Source organism: Sorangium sp. So ce406 (genome assembly GCF_051474675.1).
In the GTDB taxonomy this organism is placed as follows: domain Bacteria; phylum Myxococcota_A; class Polyangia; order Polyangiales; family Polyangiaceae; genus Sorangium; species Sorangium cellulosum_G.
Window position 1 is genome coordinate 2305152 of the sequence record NZ_CP150340.1, and the last position, 18975, is coordinate 2324126.

17 protein-coding genes are annotated in these 18975 nt (G+C 72.9%); 12 read left to right on the forward strand and 5 right to left on the reverse strand.

The window, feature by feature from the left end; all coding sequences use genetic code 11:
* Position 1 precedes the first annotated feature (1 nt).
* From murD to dnaJ, 8 genes are all read left to right on the forward strand, one after another.
* Entirely contained in the window at positions 2 to 1372 is a 1371-nt protein-coding gene (gene murD / locus WME96_RS08575) for a UDP-N-acetylmuramoyl-L-alanine--D-glutamate ligase (RefSeq protein WP_437289671.1), read from the forward strand.
* On the forward strand, positions 1372 to 2691 hold the full coding sequence (gene ftsW, locus WME96_RS08580; RefSeq protein WP_437292290.1) for a putative lipid II flippase FtsW: 1320 nt from the start codon (positions 1372 to 1374) through the stop codon (positions 2689 to 2691). The genes murD and ftsW overlap by 1 nt, the downstream gene beginning before the upstream one ends.
* Positions 2688 to 3902 (forward strand): undecaprenyldiphospho-muramoylpentapeptide beta-N-acetylglucosaminyltransferase, encoded by a 1215-nt coding sequence (murG, locus tag WME96_RS08585; RefSeq protein WP_437289672.1) that lies wholly within the window; start codon positions 2688 to 2690, stop codon positions 3900 to 3902. Before ftsW ends, murG begins: the two co-directional genes overlap by 4 nt.
* Positions 3902 to 5314, forward strand: coding sequence for a UDP-N-acetylmuramate--L-alanine ligase (murC, locus tag WME96_RS08590; RefSeq protein ID WP_437289673.1), 1413 nt, complete (start codon positions 3902 to 3904; stop codon positions 5312 to 5314). The genes murG and murC overlap by 1 nt, the downstream gene beginning before the upstream one ends.
* Positions 5311 to 6330, forward strand: coding sequence for an FtsQ-type POTRA domain-containing protein (locus WME96_RS08595; RefSeq protein ID WP_437289674.1), 1020 nt, complete (start codon positions 5311 to 5313; stop codon positions 6328 to 6330). The genes murC and WME96_RS08595 overlap by 4 nt, the downstream gene beginning before the upstream one ends.
* Before the next feature lie 141 nt (positions 6331 to 6471).
* Positions 6472 to 7791 (forward strand): cell division protein FtsA, encoded by a 1320-nt coding sequence (gene ftsA / locus WME96_RS08600; protein WP_437289675.1) that lies wholly within the window; start codon positions 6472 to 6474, stop codon positions 7789 to 7791.
* 244 nt (positions 7792 to 8035) lie between these two features.
* Positions 8036 to 9298 carry a cell division protein FtsZ gene (ftsZ, locus tag WME96_RS08605; protein ID WP_437289676.1) on the forward strand — a complete coding sequence of 421 codons (1263 nt, stop codon included), beginning with the start codon at positions 8036 to 8038 and terminating at the stop codon, positions 9296 to 9298.
* Positions 9299 to 9451: 153 nt separating this feature from the next.
* A complete protein-coding gene (gene dnaJ / locus WME96_RS08610) occupies positions 9452 to 10537 on the forward strand; it encodes a molecular chaperone DnaJ (RefSeq protein WP_063827017.1) in 1086 nt (361 codons plus the stop codon).
* 144 nt (positions 10538 to 10681) lie between these two features.
* On the opposite strand, the gene WME96_RS08615 is transcribed toward dnaJ, so the two are convergent.
* The 5 genes from WME96_RS08615 to WME96_RS08635 form a co-directional block, all read right to left on the reverse strand.
* Positions 10682 to 11848: a PrsW family intramembrane metalloprotease gene (locus WME96_RS08615; protein WP_437289677.1), complete on the reverse strand. Its 1167-nt coding sequence runs from the start codon at positions 11846 to 11848 to the stop codon at positions 10682 to 10684.
* 40 nt (positions 11849 to 11888) lie between these two features.
* Positions 11889 to 12764, reverse strand: coding sequence for a hypothetical protein (locus tag WME96_RS08620; protein ID WP_437289678.1), 876 nt, complete (start codon positions 12762 to 12764; stop codon positions 11889 to 11891).
* Positions 12761 to 13033 (reverse strand): DNA gyrase inhibitor YacG, encoded by a 273-nt coding sequence (locus WME96_RS08625; protein WP_433934740.1) that lies wholly within the window; start codon positions 13031 to 13033, stop codon positions 12761 to 12763. Before WME96_RS08625 ends, WME96_RS08620 begins: the two co-directional genes overlap by 4 nt.
* A 49-nt stretch (positions 13034 to 13082) precedes the next feature.
* The gene (locus WME96_RS08630) at positions 13083 to 14492 is read right to left on the reverse strand and encodes a trypsin-like peptidase domain-containing protein (protein WP_437289679.1); all 1410 of its coding nucleotides are present in this window, start codon (positions 14490 to 14492) and stop codon (positions 13083 to 13085) included.
* 120 nt (positions 14493 to 14612) lie between these two features.
* A complete protein-coding gene (locus WME96_RS08635; RefSeq protein WP_437289680.1) occupies positions 14613 to 15557 on the reverse strand; it encodes a hypothetical protein in 945 nt (314 codons plus the stop codon).
* Positions 15558 to 15682: 125 nt separating this feature from the next.
* On the opposite strand from WME96_RS08635, the gene tsaB reads away from it, so the two are divergent.
* The 4 genes from tsaB to WME96_RS08655 all read left to right on the forward strand — a co-directional run bounded on the left by tsaB (position 15683) and on the right by WME96_RS08655 (position 18940).
* Positions 15683 to 16501 carry a tRNA (adenosine(37)-N6)-threonylcarbamoyltransferase complex dimerization subunit type 1 TsaB gene (gene tsaB, locus WME96_RS08640; RefSeq protein WP_437289681.1) on the forward strand — a complete coding sequence of 273 codons (819 nt, stop codon included), beginning with the start codon at positions 15683 to 15685 and terminating at the stop codon, positions 16499 to 16501.
* On the forward strand, positions 16498 to 17325 hold the full coding sequence (locus WME96_RS08645; protein ID WP_437289682.1) for a Crp/Fnr family transcriptional regulator: 828 nt from the start codon (positions 16498 to 16500) through the stop codon (positions 17323 to 17325). Before tsaB ends, WME96_RS08645 begins: the two co-directional genes overlap by 4 nt.
* Positions 17326 to 17558: 233 nt before the next feature.
* Positions 17559 to 18398 carry a tetratricopeptide repeat protein gene (locus tag WME96_RS08650; RefSeq protein WP_437289683.1) on the forward strand — a complete coding sequence of 280 codons (840 nt, stop codon included), beginning with the start codon at positions 17559 to 17561 and terminating at the stop codon, positions 18396 to 18398.
* 107 nt (positions 18399 to 18505) lie between these two features.
* The gene (locus WME96_RS08655; RefSeq protein WP_061608668.1) at positions 18506 to 18940 is read left to right on the forward strand and encodes a helix-turn-helix domain-containing protein; all 435 of its coding nucleotides are present in this window, start codon (positions 18506 to 18508) and stop codon (positions 18938 to 18940) included.
* Positions 18941 to 18975 lie beyond the last annotated feature (35 nt).

An 18975-nucleotide genomic window follows, 5' to 3' on the forward strand; every position in this document is an offset into this window, starting at 1 on the left:
CATGATGGACGTCCGCGGGCGAACAGTGATCGTCGTCGGTCTCGGCCGGAGCGGTGTCGCGGCCGCGCGTCTCCTGATGGAGCGCGGCGCGCGCGTCATCGCGAACGACGGCGCGCCGCGCGAGCGGCTCTCCGCAGCGGCTGCGTCGCTCGAGGCGGAGGGCGTCGTGCTCGCGCCGGGCGGGCACGACCCGGCGCTGTTCGAGGGCGCCGATCTCGTGGTCGTCTCGCCGGGCGTGCCGTCGTTCCCCGCGCTCGACGCCGTCGAGCGCTCCGGGCGCGAGGTCATCGGCGAGCTCGAGCTCGCGTCGCGCTTCGTGTCGGCGCCCATCGTGCTGGTCGGGGGCACCAACGGCAAGAGCACGACGACGGCGCTCACGGGCGCGATGCTCGAGCGCGCCGGCCTCCGCACCTTCGTCGGCGGCAACTTCGGGACCCCGCTCGCCGAGGTGGTGGGCGAGGCGTGGGACGTCCTCGTCCTGGAGATCTCGAGCTTCCAGGCGGAGCGCGTCCCGACGCTGCACGCCCGCGCGCATGCCCTGCTGAACATCACGGACGATCACCTCGACCGCTACCCGAGCTTCGCGGCGTACGCGGACGCGAAGGGCAACCCGTTCGAGCGCATGACGTCGGAGGACGTCGCGGTCGTCCCGCTCGGTGACGAGCTCGTGGCGCGGCAGGCGGCGCGGGGGCGCGCCCGTGTCGTGACGTTCAGCGCGAGCGACCCCCGCGCCGACGTCGCCGTGGGCGGCGGTGCGATCGTCGATCGCGTCGCGGGCGCGAGCTACCCGCTGGAGCGCGTCCGGCTCACGGGCGCGCACAACCTCGCGAACGCCTGCGCGTCGGTGGCGCTGGCCGCCGCGCTCGGCGCTCCCACCGAGGTGATCGCGGAGGCGCTCGCGCGGTTCGAGGGGCTCGAGCACCGGACCGCGCTCGTCGCCGATGTCGACGGCGTCCGCTACTACGACGACTCCAAGGGGACGAACGTCGGCGCCTCCGTCGCCGCGCTCACCGGCCTGCGCGAGCAGAAGGCCGTCCTGATCGCGGGTGGGCGCGACAAGCTCGGCGACTACGCGCCGCTCGTGGCCGCGCTGCGCGACCGGGGCCGCGCGCTCGTCGTGCTCGGCGAGGCCGCGGAGCGCATCGCGGCCGCGGCGAGCGGCGTCCTGCCGATCGCGCGGGCGAGCTCGATGGACGAGGCGGTGCTCGCCGCGCGCTCGCTCGCGCAGCCCGGCGACGCGGTGCTGCTCAGCCCCGCGTGCTCCAGTTTCGACATGTTCCGCGACTACAAGGACCGCGGCGACGCCTTCGTCCGCGCGGTCCGCGAGCTCCAGAGGTCGACCGGCGGGGTCGCCGGGGAGGTGGCGTCGTGATGTCGTGGCGCGGAGGGTTCGGCGCGCGCGCCGATGCACCCAGGAACCGGCACATCGGTCCCCCGGAGCAGGAGAAGGCCGAGCCGGGCGGGGTCGCGGCGGCGGCCGAGGCGTTCTGGAAGGTACGATCGAGCCCCTCGGGCCCGGTCGACGCCCTCCTCGCGGCGGTCGTCACGGCGCTCATCGGCTTCGGCGTGGTGATGGTCTACAGCGCGAGCGCGGTCGAGGCGACGGTCCGCTACAAGGACGCCCAGTTCTTCCTCAAGCGCCAGGCCGCCTACGCCGTCCTCTCGATCGCCACGATGTGGATCACGAGCCGCATCGATTACCGGCGGCTCAAGGTCCTCACGTACCCGGTGCTCATCGCCGTGACGGGGATGCTCGTCGCGTGCGTGGCGGGCCTCGGCCACAAGGCGGGCAACGCCTACCGGTGGATCGCGCTCGGCCCGGTCCACGTGCAGCCGGCCGAGATGGCGAAGCTCGGCATCGTGCTCTGGCTCGCGTACTCGCTCTCCAAGAAGGCCGATCGCATCAAGTCGTTCTCGGTCGGCTTCCTCCCGCACCTCATCGTGGTCGGGCTCCTGATGCTCCTCTGCCTGAAGCAGCCCGACTTCGGCAGCGCCGTCGTGCTGCTCTTCCTGACCTTCACGCTGCTGTTCGTCGCGGGCGCGCGCGTCCCGTACATCGCCGCGTTCTCCATGCTGCTGGCGCTCGCCGGCGCCGCGCTCGTGCGCTTCAGCGGCTACCGCTACGCGCGCTACCTCGCGTGGATCGACATGGACAACAACCGCGCCGACCTCGCCTACCAGCCGTTCCAGTCGGTCATGAGCTTCGGCTCCGGCGGCGTGTTCGGCCTGGGCCTCGGGCGTGGGCTGCAGGTCCTCTACCTGCCGGAGGCGCACACCGACTTCGTGTCCGCCATCGTCGGCGAGGAGCTCGGCTTCGTCGGCATCGTCGGCCTCTGCGCGGCGTACCTCGTCATCGTCTCGCGCGGCGTGAAGATCGCCCTCGAGGCCGCCGACGACTACGGCAGCTTCATGGCCTTCGGCATCGCGACGCTCTTCGGCGTGCAGTCGATGACGAACCTCGCGGTCGCGATGGCGATCCTCCCGACGAAGGGGCTCACGCTGCCGTTCCTCAGCTACGGCGGCTCGTCGCTGCTCGTGAACGCCGCGGCCGCGGGCATCCTGCTGAGCATCAGCCGATCGCGGACCGTGGTCGCTCCCGATGCGAGGGGCGAGGGGCGTGTGTCGCCCGTCCCGCACGCGCCGAGCGCGTCGGCCCTGGTGGCCGCGTCGGCCGAGGAGGGCGGCGCGTGACGACCGTGCTGATCGCAGGAGGCGGCACTGGCGGCCATGTCTTCCCGATGATCGCGGTGGGCGACGCCGTCCGCGCCGCCGCACCCGAGGCGCGCGTGGTCTACGTCGGCACCGCGCGCGGCATCGAGGTGCGCGTGATGGGCGAGCGCGGCGACGACCTCGAGCTGCTCCACGTCCTGCCGCTCCGCGGAGGTGGGCTCTCCGGCTTCGTGCGCGGCGCTGCCCGCGCGGGCCGCGTCCTCCCGGAGGCGAGGCGGCTCGTCGAGCGGCTCGACGCCCGCGTGGTGCTCTCGCTCGGAGGCTACGCTGGCGGCCCGGTGTCCCTCGCGGCGCGCTCGCTCGGCGTGCCGGTCGCGATCCTGGAGCCGAACAGCGTCCTCGGGCTATCGAACCGGCTCCTCTCGCCCCTCGTGGATCGGGCGTACGTCGCGTTCCCGGAGGCGGCGCGCGCGCTGCGCCCGAGCACCGTGCGCCTCTTCGGCGTCCCTCTCCGGCGCGCGTTCGCCCGCGCGCCGTACGCTCCGCGCGAGGGCAGGCTCAGCCTGCTCGTGCTCGGCGGCAGCCAGGGCGCGCTGGCGCTGAACGACATCGTCCCGCGCGCGATCGCGCATGGGCGCGGGCGCGGCCTCGATCTCGAGGTGGTGCACCAGACGGGCAGGGATCGCGAGGCCGCCGTACGGTCGCTCTACGCCGAGCTCGGCCTCTCCGAGCACGCGCGCGTCGTCCCGTTCATCGACGACGTGGCGGAGGCGCTCGCGGCGGCCGACGTGGTGATCGCCCGCGCGGGCGCGTCGACGCTCGCCGAGCTCTGCGCCGTGGGCCGCCCCTCAATCCTGATTCCGTACCCGTTCGCGGCCGACGACCACCAGATGAAGAACGCGCAATCTCTCGAGCGGGCGTCCGCCGCGGTGGCCATCGCCCAGGCTGACGCCACCGAGGCGCGCATCGCGGGCGAGCTCGCCCGCCTCGCGGCCGCCCCGGCGCTCCGCGCCCGCATGGCGGAGGCCGCGGCGGCGTTCGGCACGCCGGACGCCGCCGCGCGCGTCGCCGCCGATCTGCTCGAGCTCGCGCGCGCTCCGCGCCACCGCGCGCTGCGCTTCCCCATCGGGGGCGCTCGCGCGAAGCGCGCATCAGAGGAGGCGCCGCGTCGCGCCGCGATGAGAGGGGCCGCGCCGCCCGGCGCTGCCCTCGGCTGGGAGGAGGCAGGCTGATGTTCCGCGGTCGCGTTCGCCACGTCCATTTCGTCGGCGTCGGGGGCGTCGGGATGAGCGGCCTCGCCGAGATCTTGCGCTCGCTCGAGTTCGAGGTCTCCGGCTCGGACCTCAAGGAGAGCTCGACGACGCGGCGGCTCACGTCGCTCGGCGTCCGGATCGACATCGGCCACCGCGCCGAGAACGTCCGCGGCGTGGACGTCGTCGTCTACTCGAGCGCCATCCGGCCCGACAACCCCGAGCTCACCGAGGCGCGCGCGCTCGGGATCCCGGCGATCGGGCGCGCGGAGATGCTCGCCGAGCTGATGCGCGTGAAGTACGGCGTCGCGATCGCGGGCTCGCACGGCAAGACCACCACGACGTCCCTGGTCGCCACGGTCCTGCGCGCCGCCGGCCTCGATCCCACCGTCGTCGTCGGCGGCAAGATGGCGGCCCTCGGCACGAACGCCCGGCTCGGCGCCGGCGATCTGCTCGTCGCCGAGGCCGACGAGAGCGACGGATCGTTCCTGCGGCTCACGCCGACGATCGCGGTGGTCACCAACATCGATCCCGAGCACCTCGATCACTACGGCACGCACGAGCGCATCAAGGACGCCTTCGTCGAGTTCGCCGCGCGCGTCCCGTTCTACGGGCTCGCCGTGCTCTGCCTCGACCACCCGCACGTCCAGGACCTGCTCCCGCGCATCCCGCGCCGCCACGTGACCTACGGCGTCTCGCCGCAGTCCGACTACTCGGCGCGCGGCATCCAGTTTCGCGGCCTCGAGACGAGCTTCAACGCCTACCGCCGGGGCGAGCCGCTCGGCGGCTTCACGGTGAAGATGCCCGGCGCGCACAACGTCCTGAACTGCCTCGCCACGATCGCGGTCGCGGACGAGCTCGAGGTGCCGCTCGACGTCACGAAGCAGGCGCTGGCCACGTTCGGCGGCGTCGCGCGCCGCTTCAGCGTCGTCGGCTCGATCGGCGGCATCACGCTGGTCGACGATTACGGCCATCACCCGGCCGAGATCCGCGCCACCGTCGACGCCGCCAGGCGCGCGTTCCCCGGCGAGGATCACCGGATCGTCGTGGCGTTCCAGCCGCACCGCCACACCCGCACGCGCGATCTCTTCGACGAGTTCACGCGCGCCTTCAACCAGGCCGACGTGCTGCTCGTCACCGACATCTACGCGGCGGGCGAGCCGCCGATCCCCGGCGTCACCGCCGAGCGCCTCGTCCAGTCGATCCGCGAGCACGGGCACCACGACGCGCGCTTCGTCGCGGACAAGGCCGACCTCCCCGAGGCGCTCGAGCAGATCGTGCGGCCCGGCGACGTGGTCATCGCGCTCGGCGCGGGCGACGTGAACGCGTGCGTGCGGGATCTCAAGGCGCGCCTCGAGGCCAAGGGGCTGCCGCCCGAGGAGGGCAGCTCATGACCGAGCGTCCCAGCGCCCCGCCGCCGAACCGCCGCCGCGCGTCGTCGCCGTCCGCCGCGGCGCTGCCCAACCGCGCGGCGCCCGCGCGCGCTTCGAAGCCGGAGCCGGTGGCCGCGGCGCCGGCGCCGAAGAACGAGCGCGTGCGCGCGACGACCCCGCCGCACGAGTCGCCTGCCCCGCCCGCGACGAGCGTCTCGGTGCGCCCCCCGCGCCCGCCGGGCAAGGGCGGCTCGCCGGGGGCGGCGCGCCCCGCGCGGCCGCTGTCGCGCCATTTCCGCGCGCTGCAGCTCCTCGCCGGCGCCGCCGTCGTGCTCGTCGCCTCGACCGCGGTCGCGTGGGGCGCGCGCCGCTACATCGTGTCGAGCCCGCGCTTCGCCGTCCGCACGGTGCTCGTCGACGGCGTCCAGCGCCGCACGGCCGAGCAGGTGGCGAGCTCCGGCGGCATCGAGGTGGGCAAGAACATCTTCACGCTCGATCTCGAGCTCGCCAGCGCCTCGATCGCCGCCGATCCCTGGATCGAGAAGGCGACCGTCACCCGCACGCTCCCCTCGACCGTCCACGTCAACGTCGTCGAGCGGGAGGCGCAGGCCCTGGTCGCGATCGGCGGCGACCTTTACCTCGCGACGCGCGACGGCGAGCTCTTCAAGGAGCTCGCCGAGGACGATCCGGTCGACCTCCCCGTCGTCACGGGGATCACCGGTGAGCAGGTGGCGCGGGATCGCGCCGGCGTCGTCATCGCGGTCCGGCGCCTGCTCGACGTGGTCGAGGACATGGCGCGCGCCGGCGTCGCTCGCCGCTACCCGATCCAGGAGCTCCACATCGAACGGGACGGGTCGGTGGTCGTCACCATCGGCAAGGAGGGGATCGCGCTCCACCTCGGGCAGCCGCCCTACCGCGACAAGGTCGGCCAGGCGTCGCGGGTGCTCACCGAGCTCGCCCAGCGGAAGGCGAGCGCGTCGGTCATCTTCCTGGACAACGACGCGCACCCCGAGCGCGTCGTTGTGAGGATGAAATGAGCGCCGCCGTCGTCGTCACCGTCGCCGGCGTTCGCCGAGCAAAACTTGGCCGGTTCCGCTGGCTCATGGCAGCGTCGTGCCCGCCTGACACGCGCAGGGGGCTCGTCCCCGCATGAGGTGGTGCACGCAATGAAGAGCCGGATGGAGACTTCTGAGATCGTCGTCGGCCTGGACATCGGGACGACCAAGGTCTCGGCGGTCGTGGGCGAGATCGACGCTGATGGGATCACCATCCTCGGGGTGGGCAACGTCCCGTGCCGCGGCCTGCGAAAGGGCGTGGTGAGCAACATCGACTGGACGGTGCGCTCCATCGCCGAGGCCATCGAGGCCGCGCAGACGATGGCCGGCGTCGAGATCCGCACCGTCTACGCCGGCGTCGCGGGCAGCCACATCCGCTGCCAGCAGTCGGACGGCGTCGCCGCGGTCTCGGGCGGCGAGGTCACGCGGGTGGATGTCGAGCGCGTCCTCGAGGGCGCGCGGGCGATCCCCGTCGACGCCGATCGTCAGATCCTCCACGTCCTGCCGCGCGAGTTCACGGTCGACAACCAGGACGGCATCCGCGACCCGGTCGGCATGAGCGGCGTCCGTCTCGGCGTGAAGGTGAACCTGATCACCGCAGCGACCTCGTGCGTCCAGAACGTCGTCCGCTGCGCGGAGCGCTGCGGCCTCACCGTGGCCGACGTGGTACTCGAGCCGCTCGCGAGCGCCGAGGCGGTGCTCTCGGAGGACGAGAAGGAGATCGGCGTCGCCATCATCGACATCGGCGGCGGCACGACCGACCTGCTTCTTTACGTCGACGGCGGCATCGCGCACGCCAGCGTGATCCCGGCGGGCGGCAACAACGTGACCGCGGACATCGCCGCCGGGCTGCGCACGCCGATGGGCGAGGCCGAGCGCCTGAAGCGCAACGCCGGCTGCGCCCTCGGCCGCATGGTCGGCGACGAGGAGGAGATCGAGGTCCCCGGCGTCGGCGGGCACATGCCGCGCAAGGCGGGGCGCCGCGTCCTGTCGGACATCATCGAGCCGCGCGTCGAGGAGATCTTCGCGGTCATCCGCAAGCGGATCGAGGACACCGGGATGCTCGAGCAGCTCTCGGCCGGCGCGGTGCTCACCGGCGGCGGCGTCCTCATGGAGGGCATGACGGAGTTCGCCGAGGAGATCCTCGGGATGCCGGTGCGCCTCGGCGTACCGGTCGGCGTGCGTGGCATCACGCAGCTCGTGGCGGGCCCGCAGTACGCGACCGGCGTGGGCCTCGTGCAGTACGGCGCCAACGCGCTCGCGCAGGCGCGCGCGCTCACGCCCGTCGCGCTCGACGTCGGCCACATCGGTCACGCAGGGCGCGGCGAGAGCCGCCGCGAGAAGGTCCGTGAGCGCGAGTCGCGCCGAGAAATCGTCGAAGAAATGCCGATTGAAAAGAGGTCGAGCGGGAGGTTCTGGAACTGGCTTCGAGCTGCATTCTAGGCATGACGTAGCAAGAGAAAGTTGTTAGAGAATTGGGTTTGAGAGGGTCGAAGAGCGCACCGGCGATCCCTCTTGAAGACGAAATCAAGAGGGTTTGAAAAACGGCGTTCACAGGGGAAGAGGCGCCCCTCTGAGCACCGTCCGGAGCGAGGACGTCCTCGCGCATTAGGGTTCCGTGCCGCTCGACCTTCGCGGGGGTCGGCGCCGGGCCGAGCGGCTAGCTGTACATCCCCGGGAGGAGTTCATGAGTTTCTCCATCGAGTTTGCCGACGAACACACCGGGTACGACGCCCGGATCAAGGTCATCGGTTGTGGCGGTTCTGGCGGCAATGCAGTCAACACGATGATCAACTTCGGCCTCGAGGGCGTGGAGTTCATCGTCGTCAACACGGACGCCCAGGCGCTGGGCGCGAGCCTCGCGCCGACCAAGCTCCACATCGGGGCGAGCGTCACGCGCGGTCTCGGCGCCGGTGCCGATCCCGAGAAGGGGCGCAAGGCGGCGCTCGAGGACGTGACCCGCGTGAAGGAGTGCATCCAGGGCGCGGACATGGTGTTCGTCACCGCGGGGATGGGCGGCGGCACCGGCACGGGCGCCGCGCCGGTCATCGCGCAGCTCGCGCGCGAGGAGGGCTGCCTCACCGTCGGCGTCGTGACGAAGCCGTTCTTCTTCGAGGGCAAGCAGCGCTCGCGCCGCGCCGAGCTCGGCCTGGCGATGCTCGCGGAGCACGTCGACACGCTCATCACGATCCCGAACCAGAAGCTCCTCTCGCTGGGCGACGAGGACCTCTCGTTCGTCGAGGCGTTCCGCAAGGCGGACGAGGTCCTCTATCAGGCGATCAAGGGCATCAGCGATCTCATCACGCAGAACGGGATCGTGAACGTCGACTTCGCGGACGTGAAGACGGTCATGTCGAACATGGGCCGCGCGCTCATGGGCACCGGCTGCGCGAAGGGGCAGGGCCGCGCCCGCCTCGCCGCGGAGATGGCCGTCAGCTCGCCGCTGCTCGACGACATCTCGGTCGAGGGGGCGACGGGCGTGCTCATCAACATCGTCGGCGGACCCGACATGCGGATGCGCGAGATCGAGGAGGCCGCGACGCTCGTGCAGGAGCAGGCGCACGAGGACGCGAACATCATCTTCGGCGCGACGATCGACGAGAACATGGGCGAGATGATCAAGGTCACGGTCATCGCGACCGGCTTCGATCACCTCGTCGCCGAGGTCCCCCACCAGCTCGCGAGCGCCGCGCAGCCCCGCGCGACCGCGCACTCGATCGGCGCGTCGCTCGCCGCCGCGGCCGGCCCGATGTCGGCGCGCTCCGCCCCGAGCGCTCCTCCCATGACGCAGCGCCAGCCGCACCGTCATGAAGAGGTCGCGTACCCGACCACCCGCCGGCCCGCGCCGCAGGTCCAGTCGGCAGGCGGCGGCCCGCGCGATCGCGCGAGCTTCGTCCCCCCGCTCGACTCCGACTGGGACACGCCCGCGTTCCAGCGCCGGGGCCAGTAGCAGCGTCTCGGCCCGTACGGAAGACCTCGCGAAGCCACGGCCCATCCTGGGCGTTCACGCTGTATTGCGCGTTGACAGGCGCGGGCGAGGACTTATGGTCAGCCGGCGCCTATGCCCCCTGTCGGGCAGGATCGACGCGGCGGTCCACCATTCATGAGTGAAAAGCGCGACTTCTACGAAGTTCTTGGCCTCGCGCGAGACGCGACGCCTGACGACATTCGCAAGGCCTATCGTCAGGCTGCGTTGAAGTACCACCCGGACCGAAACCCCGGCGATGCGTCGGCGGAGTCGCGCTTCAAGGAGGCCACCGAGGCGTACCAGGTCCTCTCCGACGAGGAGAAGCGCCGGCGGTACGATCAGTTCGGGCACGCCGGCCTCGAGGGGATGGGCGCCGGGGCCGACAGCGACATCTTCTCTCACTTCCAGGACATCTTCTCGGAGTTCTTCGGCGGCTTCGGCGGCGGGCAGCGCCGGCGGCGCGGCCCGGCGCGCGGCCAGGACATCCGGGTTCAGCAGCGGCTCTCGCTGCGCGACGCCCTGCTCGGCTGCAAGCGGGAGGTCGTCCTTCGCACGCCGGTCGCGTGCGAGGAGTGCTCCGGCTCGGGCGCGAAGCCTGGGACGAAGCGCAAGCCGTGCGGCACGTGCGGCGGCGCCGGTCAGGTCTCGACCTCGCGCGGCTTCGTGATGTTCACCCAGACCTGCCCCGAGTGCTCGGGTGAGGGCTCGGTCATCAAGACGCCGTGCGCCGCCTGCAAGGGGTTCGGCGCGGTCGAGAAGACGCGGAAGGTCGTGGTCAACTTCCCGGCCGGCATCGACGGCGGCCAGCGGTTGCGGGTGCCCGGCCAGGGGATGCCGGGCGCCCAGGGCGCGCCACCCGGCGATCTGTACGTCGACGTCGATCTCGCCGCCGACGAGCGCTTCGAGCGCGACGGCCTCGACCTCATCACGCGGGTGCCCGTCTCCTTCGTCGACGCGGCGCTCGGCAGCACGGTGAAGATCGACCTGCCGGACGACACGGCGGTCGACGTCGAGATCCCGGCCGGCGTGCAGCCTGGCGAGGTGATCTCGGTGAAGGGCAAGGGGGCGCCCCGCATCGATGGCCGCGGTCGCGGCGCGCTCCAGGTGATCGTCCAGGTCGAGGTGCCGAGGAACCTCTCGCCCGCGGCGCAGGAGCTGCTCCGCAGGTTCCAGGACGAGGTCGCGAAGCACCAGCCCGCGGCAAAGGCGGCGACGGCGTAGCGATCGCCGGGCTCGGGACGAGGGTCCCGCACCGGCGAGAACGGGGGGCGCGCCCATCACGCCGCGTGGCGGCGCGCCTCTAGCTGGTGCGCCGCGGTGCGGCGCCGGGTGACCGGCGCGCTGAGCGCGATCGGTACGACGCGCTCAGCGCGTGGTGCCGATCCAGGCGCCCGCGCACGCGAGGCTGAAGGCGATGGGGGCGAGCGCGGTCGCGAACACGACGGCGACGGGCGCGGCGAGGCCGAGCAGCACCAGCGAGCCCAGGATGGCGAGCGCCGCGGAGGCGGCCGGCTCCAGGACGCTGCCCGTCGATGAGGCCCGGGCGACGAGGTAGCCGGCGAAGGGGAATGCCGCGATCGCCGCCGCGACGAGCAGCAGGAGCGGCGCTGCCGCGGCGGTCGAGGCGTCGCCCCGATCCACGGCGGCGAAATCGACGCCGAAGCGATGGCCTAGCGCGACCGCGAGGGCGAGCGTGGTGGTCATCACCCCGACCGTGACGAGCGCGCCGAAGGCGATCCAGCTCAGCATCAGCGGCCGCTCGGTTCGCCGCAGCGCCTCGCGCATCGTGCCGAGCGACGGCGGCGAGATGTGCGGGAGGAAGCGGCGCTCCCGCCGCTGCGAGCTGTGCGGTGACGCGCTCCGGCGGAGCAGATCGCGCGCGGCCAGGAACGTCACGAAGCCGATGCCGAGGAGCATCGGCGCCGCGATGAAGAGCGCGACCGGCCGGCACGCGAAGACGATGTAGTCGTAGGCGCCGTTGAGCAGCATCGCGGCGAGCCACGCCGCGTTGAAGCGACGGCCTCCCAGCGGCCGCTTGCGCTCGCGACCGAGCGCGTAGCCCCAGAGCGACGCGAAGAAGAGGTGCGCCGGCACGGCGAGCGCGGCCCGCACGACGTCGATCGACGACAGCGGCCGGCCCCAGAGGTACACGGCGTTGTGGGCCGACACGAACCCGAGCGCCGCGGCGGCGGCGTAGACCAGCCCGTCGAACGGCTCGTCGACGGTGCGCAGCCGGGCCATCGGCGCGACCGCCGCCACCTTGAGCCCCTGCTCCAGCGGCGCCACGACCACGAAGAGGTAGATCAGCGTGACGGCGTCGAGCGTGCCGGCGGCCTTGTCGAGCCCTTGCCAGCGCTGGAGGAAGCCCTCGAGCAGCAGCGCTGGCACGAACGCGATCGCGCCGAGCAGCGCGGTCCCCACCACGAACCGGCGCCTGCCGTAGAGCCGCTGGGTCCCGAGGAGGAGCGCGGCCAGTCCTCCGAGCGGCGCGGCGACGGTGGCGAGCCAGATGAGCGCGTCGACTGCGGTCATGGGCGGGAGGGCGGGGGAGGCGACGCTCGCTCGGCGGCCACTAGAAGTGGAGCCCGGCGACCGCGGTCAGGGCGAGCGCCGAGCCGACGCTGGAGCCCTCGGCCGCGAGCAGATCGGCCTTGGCCTGCTGGGGCGTGGTGGCGGCTTCGCTCCTGATGCGATCGATCTGCGCGGAGGTGAGCCCCGGCCTGGTGAGCGCCAGGAGCTCCCAGCTTGCGTTCGCGCCGATCGAGAAGACCGGCGACAGGTACACGTCGAGCCCGCCGGAGATCCTCCCGTAGAAGCCGCGGATCGCGATGGCGTCGGCCGCGCCGCGCACCGCGCTCTTGAAGCTGCCGAGGCCCGCGTACCCGAAGCCCAGGTCGACGTGCGGATCGAGCCTGCCGAGCGGCAGGTGCATGCCGACCTCGCCGCCGGCGCTGAAGAGCTGCCAGTCGTTGAAGAGCCCGACCCTCCCGCGCGCGCCCAGCGTGAAGTAGAGGAGCCGGACGCCGACCCCGGCCCCGATGACCCCGCCGTTCGCCGCGCTCGAGATGAACCCGGCCGTGAACTCGTCCTCGTCGATGTTGAACGTCTGGAGGCCGACGTTCTCGTAGCCTCCCTCGAAGTTCAGCCAGACGATCTCGAGCCCGCGCCCCGAGTCCTCTTCCTTCGCCTCGTCGAGGCGCCGCGCCGTCCCGCCGTCGGGCGGCACGGGCTCCGGCTCGATCGTCGTCATCGGGGGAGGCGGCGCCAGCCCTCCGGCCTGCATCGACGGGTCGTAGGGGTTCGGCTGGGCAGGCGCGGCGCCGGGGGTCGAGGCGGCGCCGTAGGGCGTGGTCCCCGGGGCCGGCTGGCCCTGTTGCGCCGCGGCGAGGGACGCCGTGGTGGCTGTCGTGAGGACCGTGAGGAGACAAAGCGCGCGGCGAGCGATCATTCGTCCTCTTCCTGAATGTTCCCGTCGAGCCCGTCCATCCGTCCCCTCGACTCCAGGGGCTCGGCATCCTCTGATGAGGAGACGGGTGGGCCAGGCACCCGGTAGCTGCCCTCGAGCCAGCGGCCGAGGTCCACCAGCTTGCACTGCGGCGAGCAGAACGGAAAGGCCGGGTTCTCGGGCCTGGGCCCCGCCGACTTGCGGCAAATTGGGCACCTTGCGCCTGCCGAAGCTCCCATGCGGCGTAACGTAGCAGCGTCCATCGCGGGCATGTAGCCCGCGCTCGGCGCGCCGAGCCGAGCGCGCGGGAGCGACGTTCGCTCAGCGCGCCGGGACAGCGACGTACCGGGCCGATCCGTTGCGCCGCACCCGGAGCAGCAGGTCCTGGCGCCCCGCGGCGCGCAGGCGCTCGGCCAGATCGGCGCCGCCGCGCACCGGCACGCCGTTCAGCTCGAGCACCACGTCGCCCACATCGAGGTGGCCCGCCGCCGGGCTCTGCGGCGCGATCGACTCGATGCGCGCTCCTTCCGGCGCCTCGCTCGCGAGCACGCCGAGCGGCGGCTGTTCGGCGCCCCTCTCCGCGCCATCGTCCCGCAAGAGCGGCCTCGGACGCTCTTGAGCTGCCGATCGCTCGAGCCTCACGGTGGCCCGCCGATCGGCGCCGCCGCGCTTGTACGTGAGCTTCACCTCGTCTCCGGGCTTCGAGCGGCGGAGCGCGCGCGCGAGCTCGCGCGCATGCTCGACGCGGCGCCCCTCCAGCGAGGTGATCACGTCGCCGGGCTGGAAGCCCAGCCGCGACCCGGGGCTCTCCGGCTCGACCTCCGTGATCAGCGCGCCCATCCGGCCTGGCAGCCGGAGCACCCGCGCGAGCGGCGAGCTCACCTCCTGGAAGGTGATCCCGATGCGCCCGCGGTCCACGCGGCCCGTCTCGCGCAGCTCGGGGAGGATCTCCACGACCTCGTCGATCGGCAGGGCGAAGCTGATGCCGCGGCCGTCGGCGTGGATCGCGGTCGCGATGCCGATCACCTGCCCCGCCGCGTTGAAGAGCGGCCCGCCGCTGTTCCCCGGGTTGATGGCGGCGTCGGTCTGGAGGAAGCCGTCGAGGCTCCCCGTGCCCATCGGCCTCGAGGTCGCGCTGATGATGCCCCGGGTCACCGTCGGCCCGAGCCCGAACGGGTTGCCGAGGACGATGACGTCGTCGCCGGTCCGGACCGGAGCGCTCGAGCCGAGCGACGCGACGCTCAGCGACTCCGCGCCGAGCAGCTTCAGCAGCGCCACGTCGAGCATCGGATCCCGCCCGACCACGCTCGCCTCGAAGGCGCGTTCGTCCGAGAGCTGCACCTCGATATCGAGCGCGTCGCCGATCACGTGATCGCTCGTCAGCACGAGCCCCTCCGCGGCGATCACGAGCCCGGATCCGATCGCCCGCTCCACCCGCGGCGCGCCGCCCCGGAAGGGAAATCCCGGGGTCGCGCGCCCGTCCGGCAGCGAGGAGACGCGCAGGGTGGCGACCGTCACCACCACGGGCCGCACCTGCTCGATCAGCGCGGGCAGGGCCGGCGCGGCAGCGGCCAGCGGCGCCTCCGCGCGGAGGATCGAGCACGGCGCGCTCGCCTCGCGGTGTGGCGCTGCAGGCGGTGAGAGCGCGGCCGCCCGGTCGCCACAGGCGGCGGGCGATGCGGCTCCGAGGAACCCGACACACGCCCATGCGGCAGCGCGGAGCCATCCCACGCGCCGGACGTAGAGCCTCGATGCGCGACCGCAAGGAGCGCCAGGACCCGCGCTGGAAGGCGCCTCGCGCGCGGGCGGGTGACGCGACGGCCCGGCTGGACGATGCGCGGCGCCGGGCGCTCAGCCGGGCGGCGCGCTTCGCGCGATCTCCGTGCGCACCACCTGGACGACGACCTCCACGAGGCGGCCGCCTTGCTGGGCGAACGACGCCTTGCCGTGGCCGCCTTCGAAGCGCCACGCCAGATCGGCCGGAGCGCCCGTCTCCCCGTCATCCGCCCCGGCGCGGATGACGGCGCTGACCTCCAGGGTCTGTTTCCCCGCCGTCACGGCCCCGCGCGCCACGGCGAACGTCCCGCTCCCGAGCAACGCGATCGTCCGCTTCGCCAGGTTGCCGAGGTGCCGAGCGAGCGGCTCTTCCCCCTCTGGACGCCACGACGCGATGTGCCCGGCGTCGTCGATGTCGATCACGATGCGCGCCTTGCCGGCGCTGCCCAGCGGCAGCGTCGCCCAGATCGGATCCGCCTGGCATGCAGGCGGAATGGCCCTCGTGAAGGCGCGCCCGAGGCTGCGCACCGCGCTGCTGCCGGCTGCCCCGAAATCGCCCTCGCCGCCCTCTCCCGCGCCAGGGCTCGCCCGCGCGGTCGTGGAGCGCGTCGGGGCGCCGGCCTGCTCGTCGGCCGCGCGCTCCTCGCGCTTTTCTACGCGCCGGGGTGCCGCTCTGGGCCGCGGCGCTGCCTGGCGGCGCGGCGCGGCGGTCGCGGGCGGAGCCGGCTCGCGGTCGGCTTCTGCGCGGCGCTCCGCGGGCGGCTGGGCGGCATCGGCCGGAGCGCGCGTGGCCGGGGCGCTGTCCGGCCGGCTGGGATTGTCGACCGGACGCGAGGAATCGCCGCTGCCTGGCAGGGCGGCGGTGGTCCCCGTCCAGATGTCGATGGGATCGCGCTCCTCCGTCGGCGACGCGGGAGGGGCCGCTGCCTCTCTCCGCGACAGCCCCGCGGACCCCCATGCGCCCAGGTGGACGAGCGCCGAGACGAGGAGCGCCGGCAGCATCGCTCGTTGATTGCGCATCGGCTCGCACTCCGCCCTCGGGTTACACGAAGGGGCCGCGGCCCCGCTCATTTCGCTGAAGCTCGTTGCCCGTGGCTCGTGGTTCTGCCAGACAGCACCGCGGCTGCAACGTTCCCGAGCGCGCCTTGAAGCTCCTCGCCCTCTCGACCTCGACCCCGCGCGGCAGCGCGGCGCTCCTCGACGCCGCGGACCTCGACGGCCCGGCCTTGATCGCCGCGCTCCCGAGCGGCGGTTGCTCCGCCGGCCTCGCGTCGGCGCCGGACGCAGGCGCGCGCGTGCTCGCGGCGACGACCTACGCCGATCTGCACGGGCACGCAGAGCGCATCTTCGGGGTCATCGACGAGGTGCTCGCCGCCGCGGGCATGCCGGCCGCGGGGGTGGGAGCGCTCGGTTGCGACGTGGGGCCCGGCTCGTTCACCGGGGTCCGGGTGGCGGTCGCGGCGGCCAAGGGCGTGGCGCTCGCGCTGGACGTCCCGGCGGCCGGCGTCACCTCGCTCGAGGCGATGGCCGCCGCCGCCTTCGCCGCAGGCGCGGCGAGCCCAGGGGATCTGCTGGTCCCGTTGATCGACGCCAAGAAGGGAGAGGTCTTCCTCGCCGCGTTCGACCGGCCCGCGGCGCCGCCCGAGGGCCCGCCGCGTCACCTGCCTCGCGACGCGGTCTTCGACGCCGTCGCCGCGCTCGCCGCCGGGCGCCGGATCGTCGTCGTCGGCGCGGTCGCCGAGGAGATCGAGGCGCTCCGGCCGCTCGCCGCCCGCGGCGAGGCGCTGGATTTTCCCGACGCGGTCTGGATCGGGCGCATCGCGATCGACCGGCTCCGGACCGCCGCCGCGGGCGGCGAGCGCGGGCGAGCGGTCACCGAGCACGATGCGGCGCTCCTCGAGCCGCTCTACGTGCGCGCGCCGGACGCGAAGCCAGCCGAGCTGGGATACACTCCGCCCCGATGACCAGCTCGCCTGAAGGGGACGGCGTCGCACCCGACGCGGAGCGCGAGGCCTCCAGCGACGCGGAGCCCGCCGCGGCCGCGGACTCCGCGCGCTCTCCCGACGTCGCCGGAGCGCCCGAGGAGCCCGACGACGTCGCTGGCCGCGCGGAGCCGGCCGAGTCGGTGCCAGATCCCGAGCGGCTCCGTGCCCGGTTCGGCCGCCCCTTCGAGGCGGGCGACGTCATCTTCCGCGAGGGCGAGCCCGGGACGGAGGCGTACCTCCTCGAGGAGGGGCGGGTTCGCCTCATCAAGAAGGTCCGCGGCGCCGAGCGCAGCCTGATGGTCCTCAAGCCGGGCGATCTGTTCGGCGAGTCCGCGCTCCTCGGCGGCGCTGCGCGCTGGTCGACGGCGATCGCGCTGTCCCGCGGCGTCGCGCTCGCGCTCGACCAGGGCACGCTGCAGAACCTCGTCGAGCGCAACCCGGCCGTCGCGCTGCGCATCATCAAGCAGCTCGTGGGTCGGCTCCGCGACGCGGAGGACCAGATCGAGATCATGATGCTCACCGACACGCAGTCGAAGGTCGTGAACGCGCTGCTCAAGCTCGCGCAGCAGTCGCGCGCCGCGAGCGGCTCCTCCTCGAACGGCGCCTCGTTCGCGATCTCGCCGATGGAGCTCTCGACCCGCGTCGGCCTCGACGTCGACACCGTGAAGCGCGCCGTGCAGCAGCTCCGCGAGGGGCAGTACCTGCGCGTCGCCGACGAGCGCCTCGAGATCCCCGACATCGACGCGCTGCGGAGGTTGTTCAGCCTGCTCGGACTCAAGGACGAGATCCGCGGCGAACAGTGATGAGCGGGAGCCCCCTTGCTCTCCATCCTAGGCCGACCCGACGCTTGCGGGAAGCCGAATTGAGATTCCGAGAACGCGCTGCGTCTTCAGGGCGGATTCGCGGGTTGACGTGACCAGCGGCCTGGTTTACTCAGGGGTCCCCGCAGGGCAGGTGACATCCCGTCCTGACGTGCTGCCGCGCTGCGGCATTGCTCAGCAGCGGACTCCAATCGCACATGACATCGCAGCGACACATGACAGCAGCGACCCGCGCGGGGTGCATCCGCGGCGCGGCTGTTGTCCTGTCGCTCGGGTCTCTGCTGCCGTTCGCGCCGCTCTCGCTCGCCGCGTGCGGCGGCGCGCAGCCTGCGGCGCAGGCGAGCGAGGCGCGATCGGTCGCGGAGTACGATCTCGCGCGCGACGCCTTCCAGCACGGCCGGCTGCGCGAGGCGCTGGGGCACATCGAGGAGGCGCTCTCGCTCGACGAGGACAACGCGGAGGCGGCCTATCTCGGCGCGGTGATCCTGCTCGGCTTCTGCGCGAGCGACGCGCGCTCGAGCGACTGCCGCTTCGACAGCGCCGAGAAGATGGCGCGGCGGGCCCTCGAGGCGAACCCGGAGATGCGGGACGCGAAGAACACGCTCGGGGTCATCCTCGTGCATCAGGGCCGCTACGACGAGGCGATCGCGGTGCTCAAGCCGCTCACCGAGGACATCCTCTACGCCTCGCCGGAGAAGTCGTGGGGTAACCTGGGCTGGGCGTACCTGCTCAAGGGCAGCAACGACGAGGCGATCGACGCGCTCCGCCGCGCCGTCGCCGCGCAGCCCCTCTTCTGCGTGGGGCAGTACCGCCTCGGCCTCGCCTACGAGAAGCGAGGCGAGCTCGATCTCGCGCGCGAGGCGTTCACCAGGGCGGTCGAGACCGACCAGCCCGAGTGCAGGCGGCTGCAGGACGCGTTCGATGCGCGCGCCCGCGTCGCCGAGAAGAGGGGGCTCCTGGACGAAGCGCGCGCCGACCTCGAGCGGTGCCGCGAGATCGCCGCGACGACGCCGGTCGGGCAGCGCTGCGCTGCACAGTTACAGACGTTGCAATAGGCCTGCGGCGCCTCTCCTTCCGAGAGGAACTTCGGGGCGCGCTAGGGCTTGAGCAACGGTTCTCGGGGTGAGTAGAGTGACGACCGAATGACGATGGGTGGAATGGGATGGAGTCGATCGGACGCTACCTGAGACGCACGCGTGAGGCCCGGGCCATGAGCGTGGAGGAGGTCGCCCGCGCCACGCGCATCCCCGTGATCTCCATCGAACGGATCGAGGCCGATCATTTCGATGACCTGCCGGGCGAGGTGTTCGTCCGCGGGTTCTTGAAGGCGTACGCTCGCGCCGTCTCGCTTCCGATGGAGGAGGTGCTGGCCCGGTACACGGCCAGCCGCCGGATCGCGCTGGTGACGCCGCTGCCCATCGCAGCGCCCGCGCGCCGCACGCAGAGCAGGCGCTTCGGGGTCGCGATCGCGTTCGTGCTGCTGCTCATCCTGTTCACGCTGGCGCTCAGCATCGTGCTCCGTCCGCGCGGCCATGACATGCCGCCGGAGCTGTCGGAGGGCACCCTCTCGAGGGCTCGTACCTCCCTCTCGACCTGAGGGCCAAATTTTCGCCGCGTGCTCGTCGCGGCGCG

Coding starts and splice junctions, on each gene's coding strand:
- dnaJ (WP_063827017.1), top strand. CDS start 9,452: ATGAGTGAAAAGCGCGACTTCTACGAAGTTCTTGGCCTCGCGCGAGAC.
- WME96_RS08595 (WP_437289674.1), top strand. CDS start 5,311: ATGACCGAGCGTCCCAGCGCCCCGCCGCCGAACCGCCGCCGCGCGTCG.
- WME96_RS08625 (WP_433934740.1), bottom strand. CDS start 13,033: ATGCCCGCGATGGACGCTGCTACGTTACGCCGCATGGGAGCTTCGGCA.
- WME96_RS08650 (WP_437289683.1), top strand. CDS start 17,559: ATGACAGCAGCGACCCGCGCGGGGTGCATCCGCGGCGCGGCTGTTGTC.
- ftsA (WP_437289675.1), top strand. CDS start 6,472: ATGGAGACTTCTGAGATCGTCGTCGGCCTGGACATCGGGACGACCAAG.
- WME96_RS08620 (WP_437289678.1), bottom strand. CDS start 12,764: ATGATCGCTCGCCGCGCGCTTTGTCTCCTCACGGTCCTCACGACAGCC.
- WME96_RS08635 (WP_437289680.1), bottom strand. CDS start 15,557: ATGCGCAATCAACGAGCGATGCTGCCGGCGCTCCTCGTCTCGGCGCTC.
- murD (WP_437289671.1), top strand. CDS start 2: ATGATGGACGTCCGCGGGCGAACAGTGATCGTCGTCGGTCTCGGCCGG.
- murC (WP_437289673.1), top strand. CDS start 3,902: ATGTTCCGCGGTCGCGTTCGCCACGTCCATTTCGTCGGCGTCGGGGGC.
- WME96_RS08645 (WP_437289682.1), top strand. CDS start 16,498: ATGACCAGCTCGCCTGAAGGGGACGGCGTCGCACCCGACGCGGAGCGC.
- WME96_RS08615 (WP_437289677.1), bottom strand. CDS start 11,848: ATGACCGCAGTCGACGCGCTCATCTGGCTCGCCACCGTCGCCGCGCCG.
- ftsZ (WP_437289676.1), top strand. CDS start 8,036: ATGAGTTTCTCCATCGAGTTTGCCGACGAACACACCGGGTACGACGCC.
- WME96_RS08655 (WP_061608668.1), top strand. CDS start 18,506: ATGGAGTCGATCGGACGCTACCTGAGACGCACGCGTGAGGCCCGGGCC.
- ftsW (WP_437292290.1), top strand. CDS start 1,372: ATGTCGTGGCGCGGAGGGTTCGGCGCGCGCGCCGATGCACCCAGGAAC.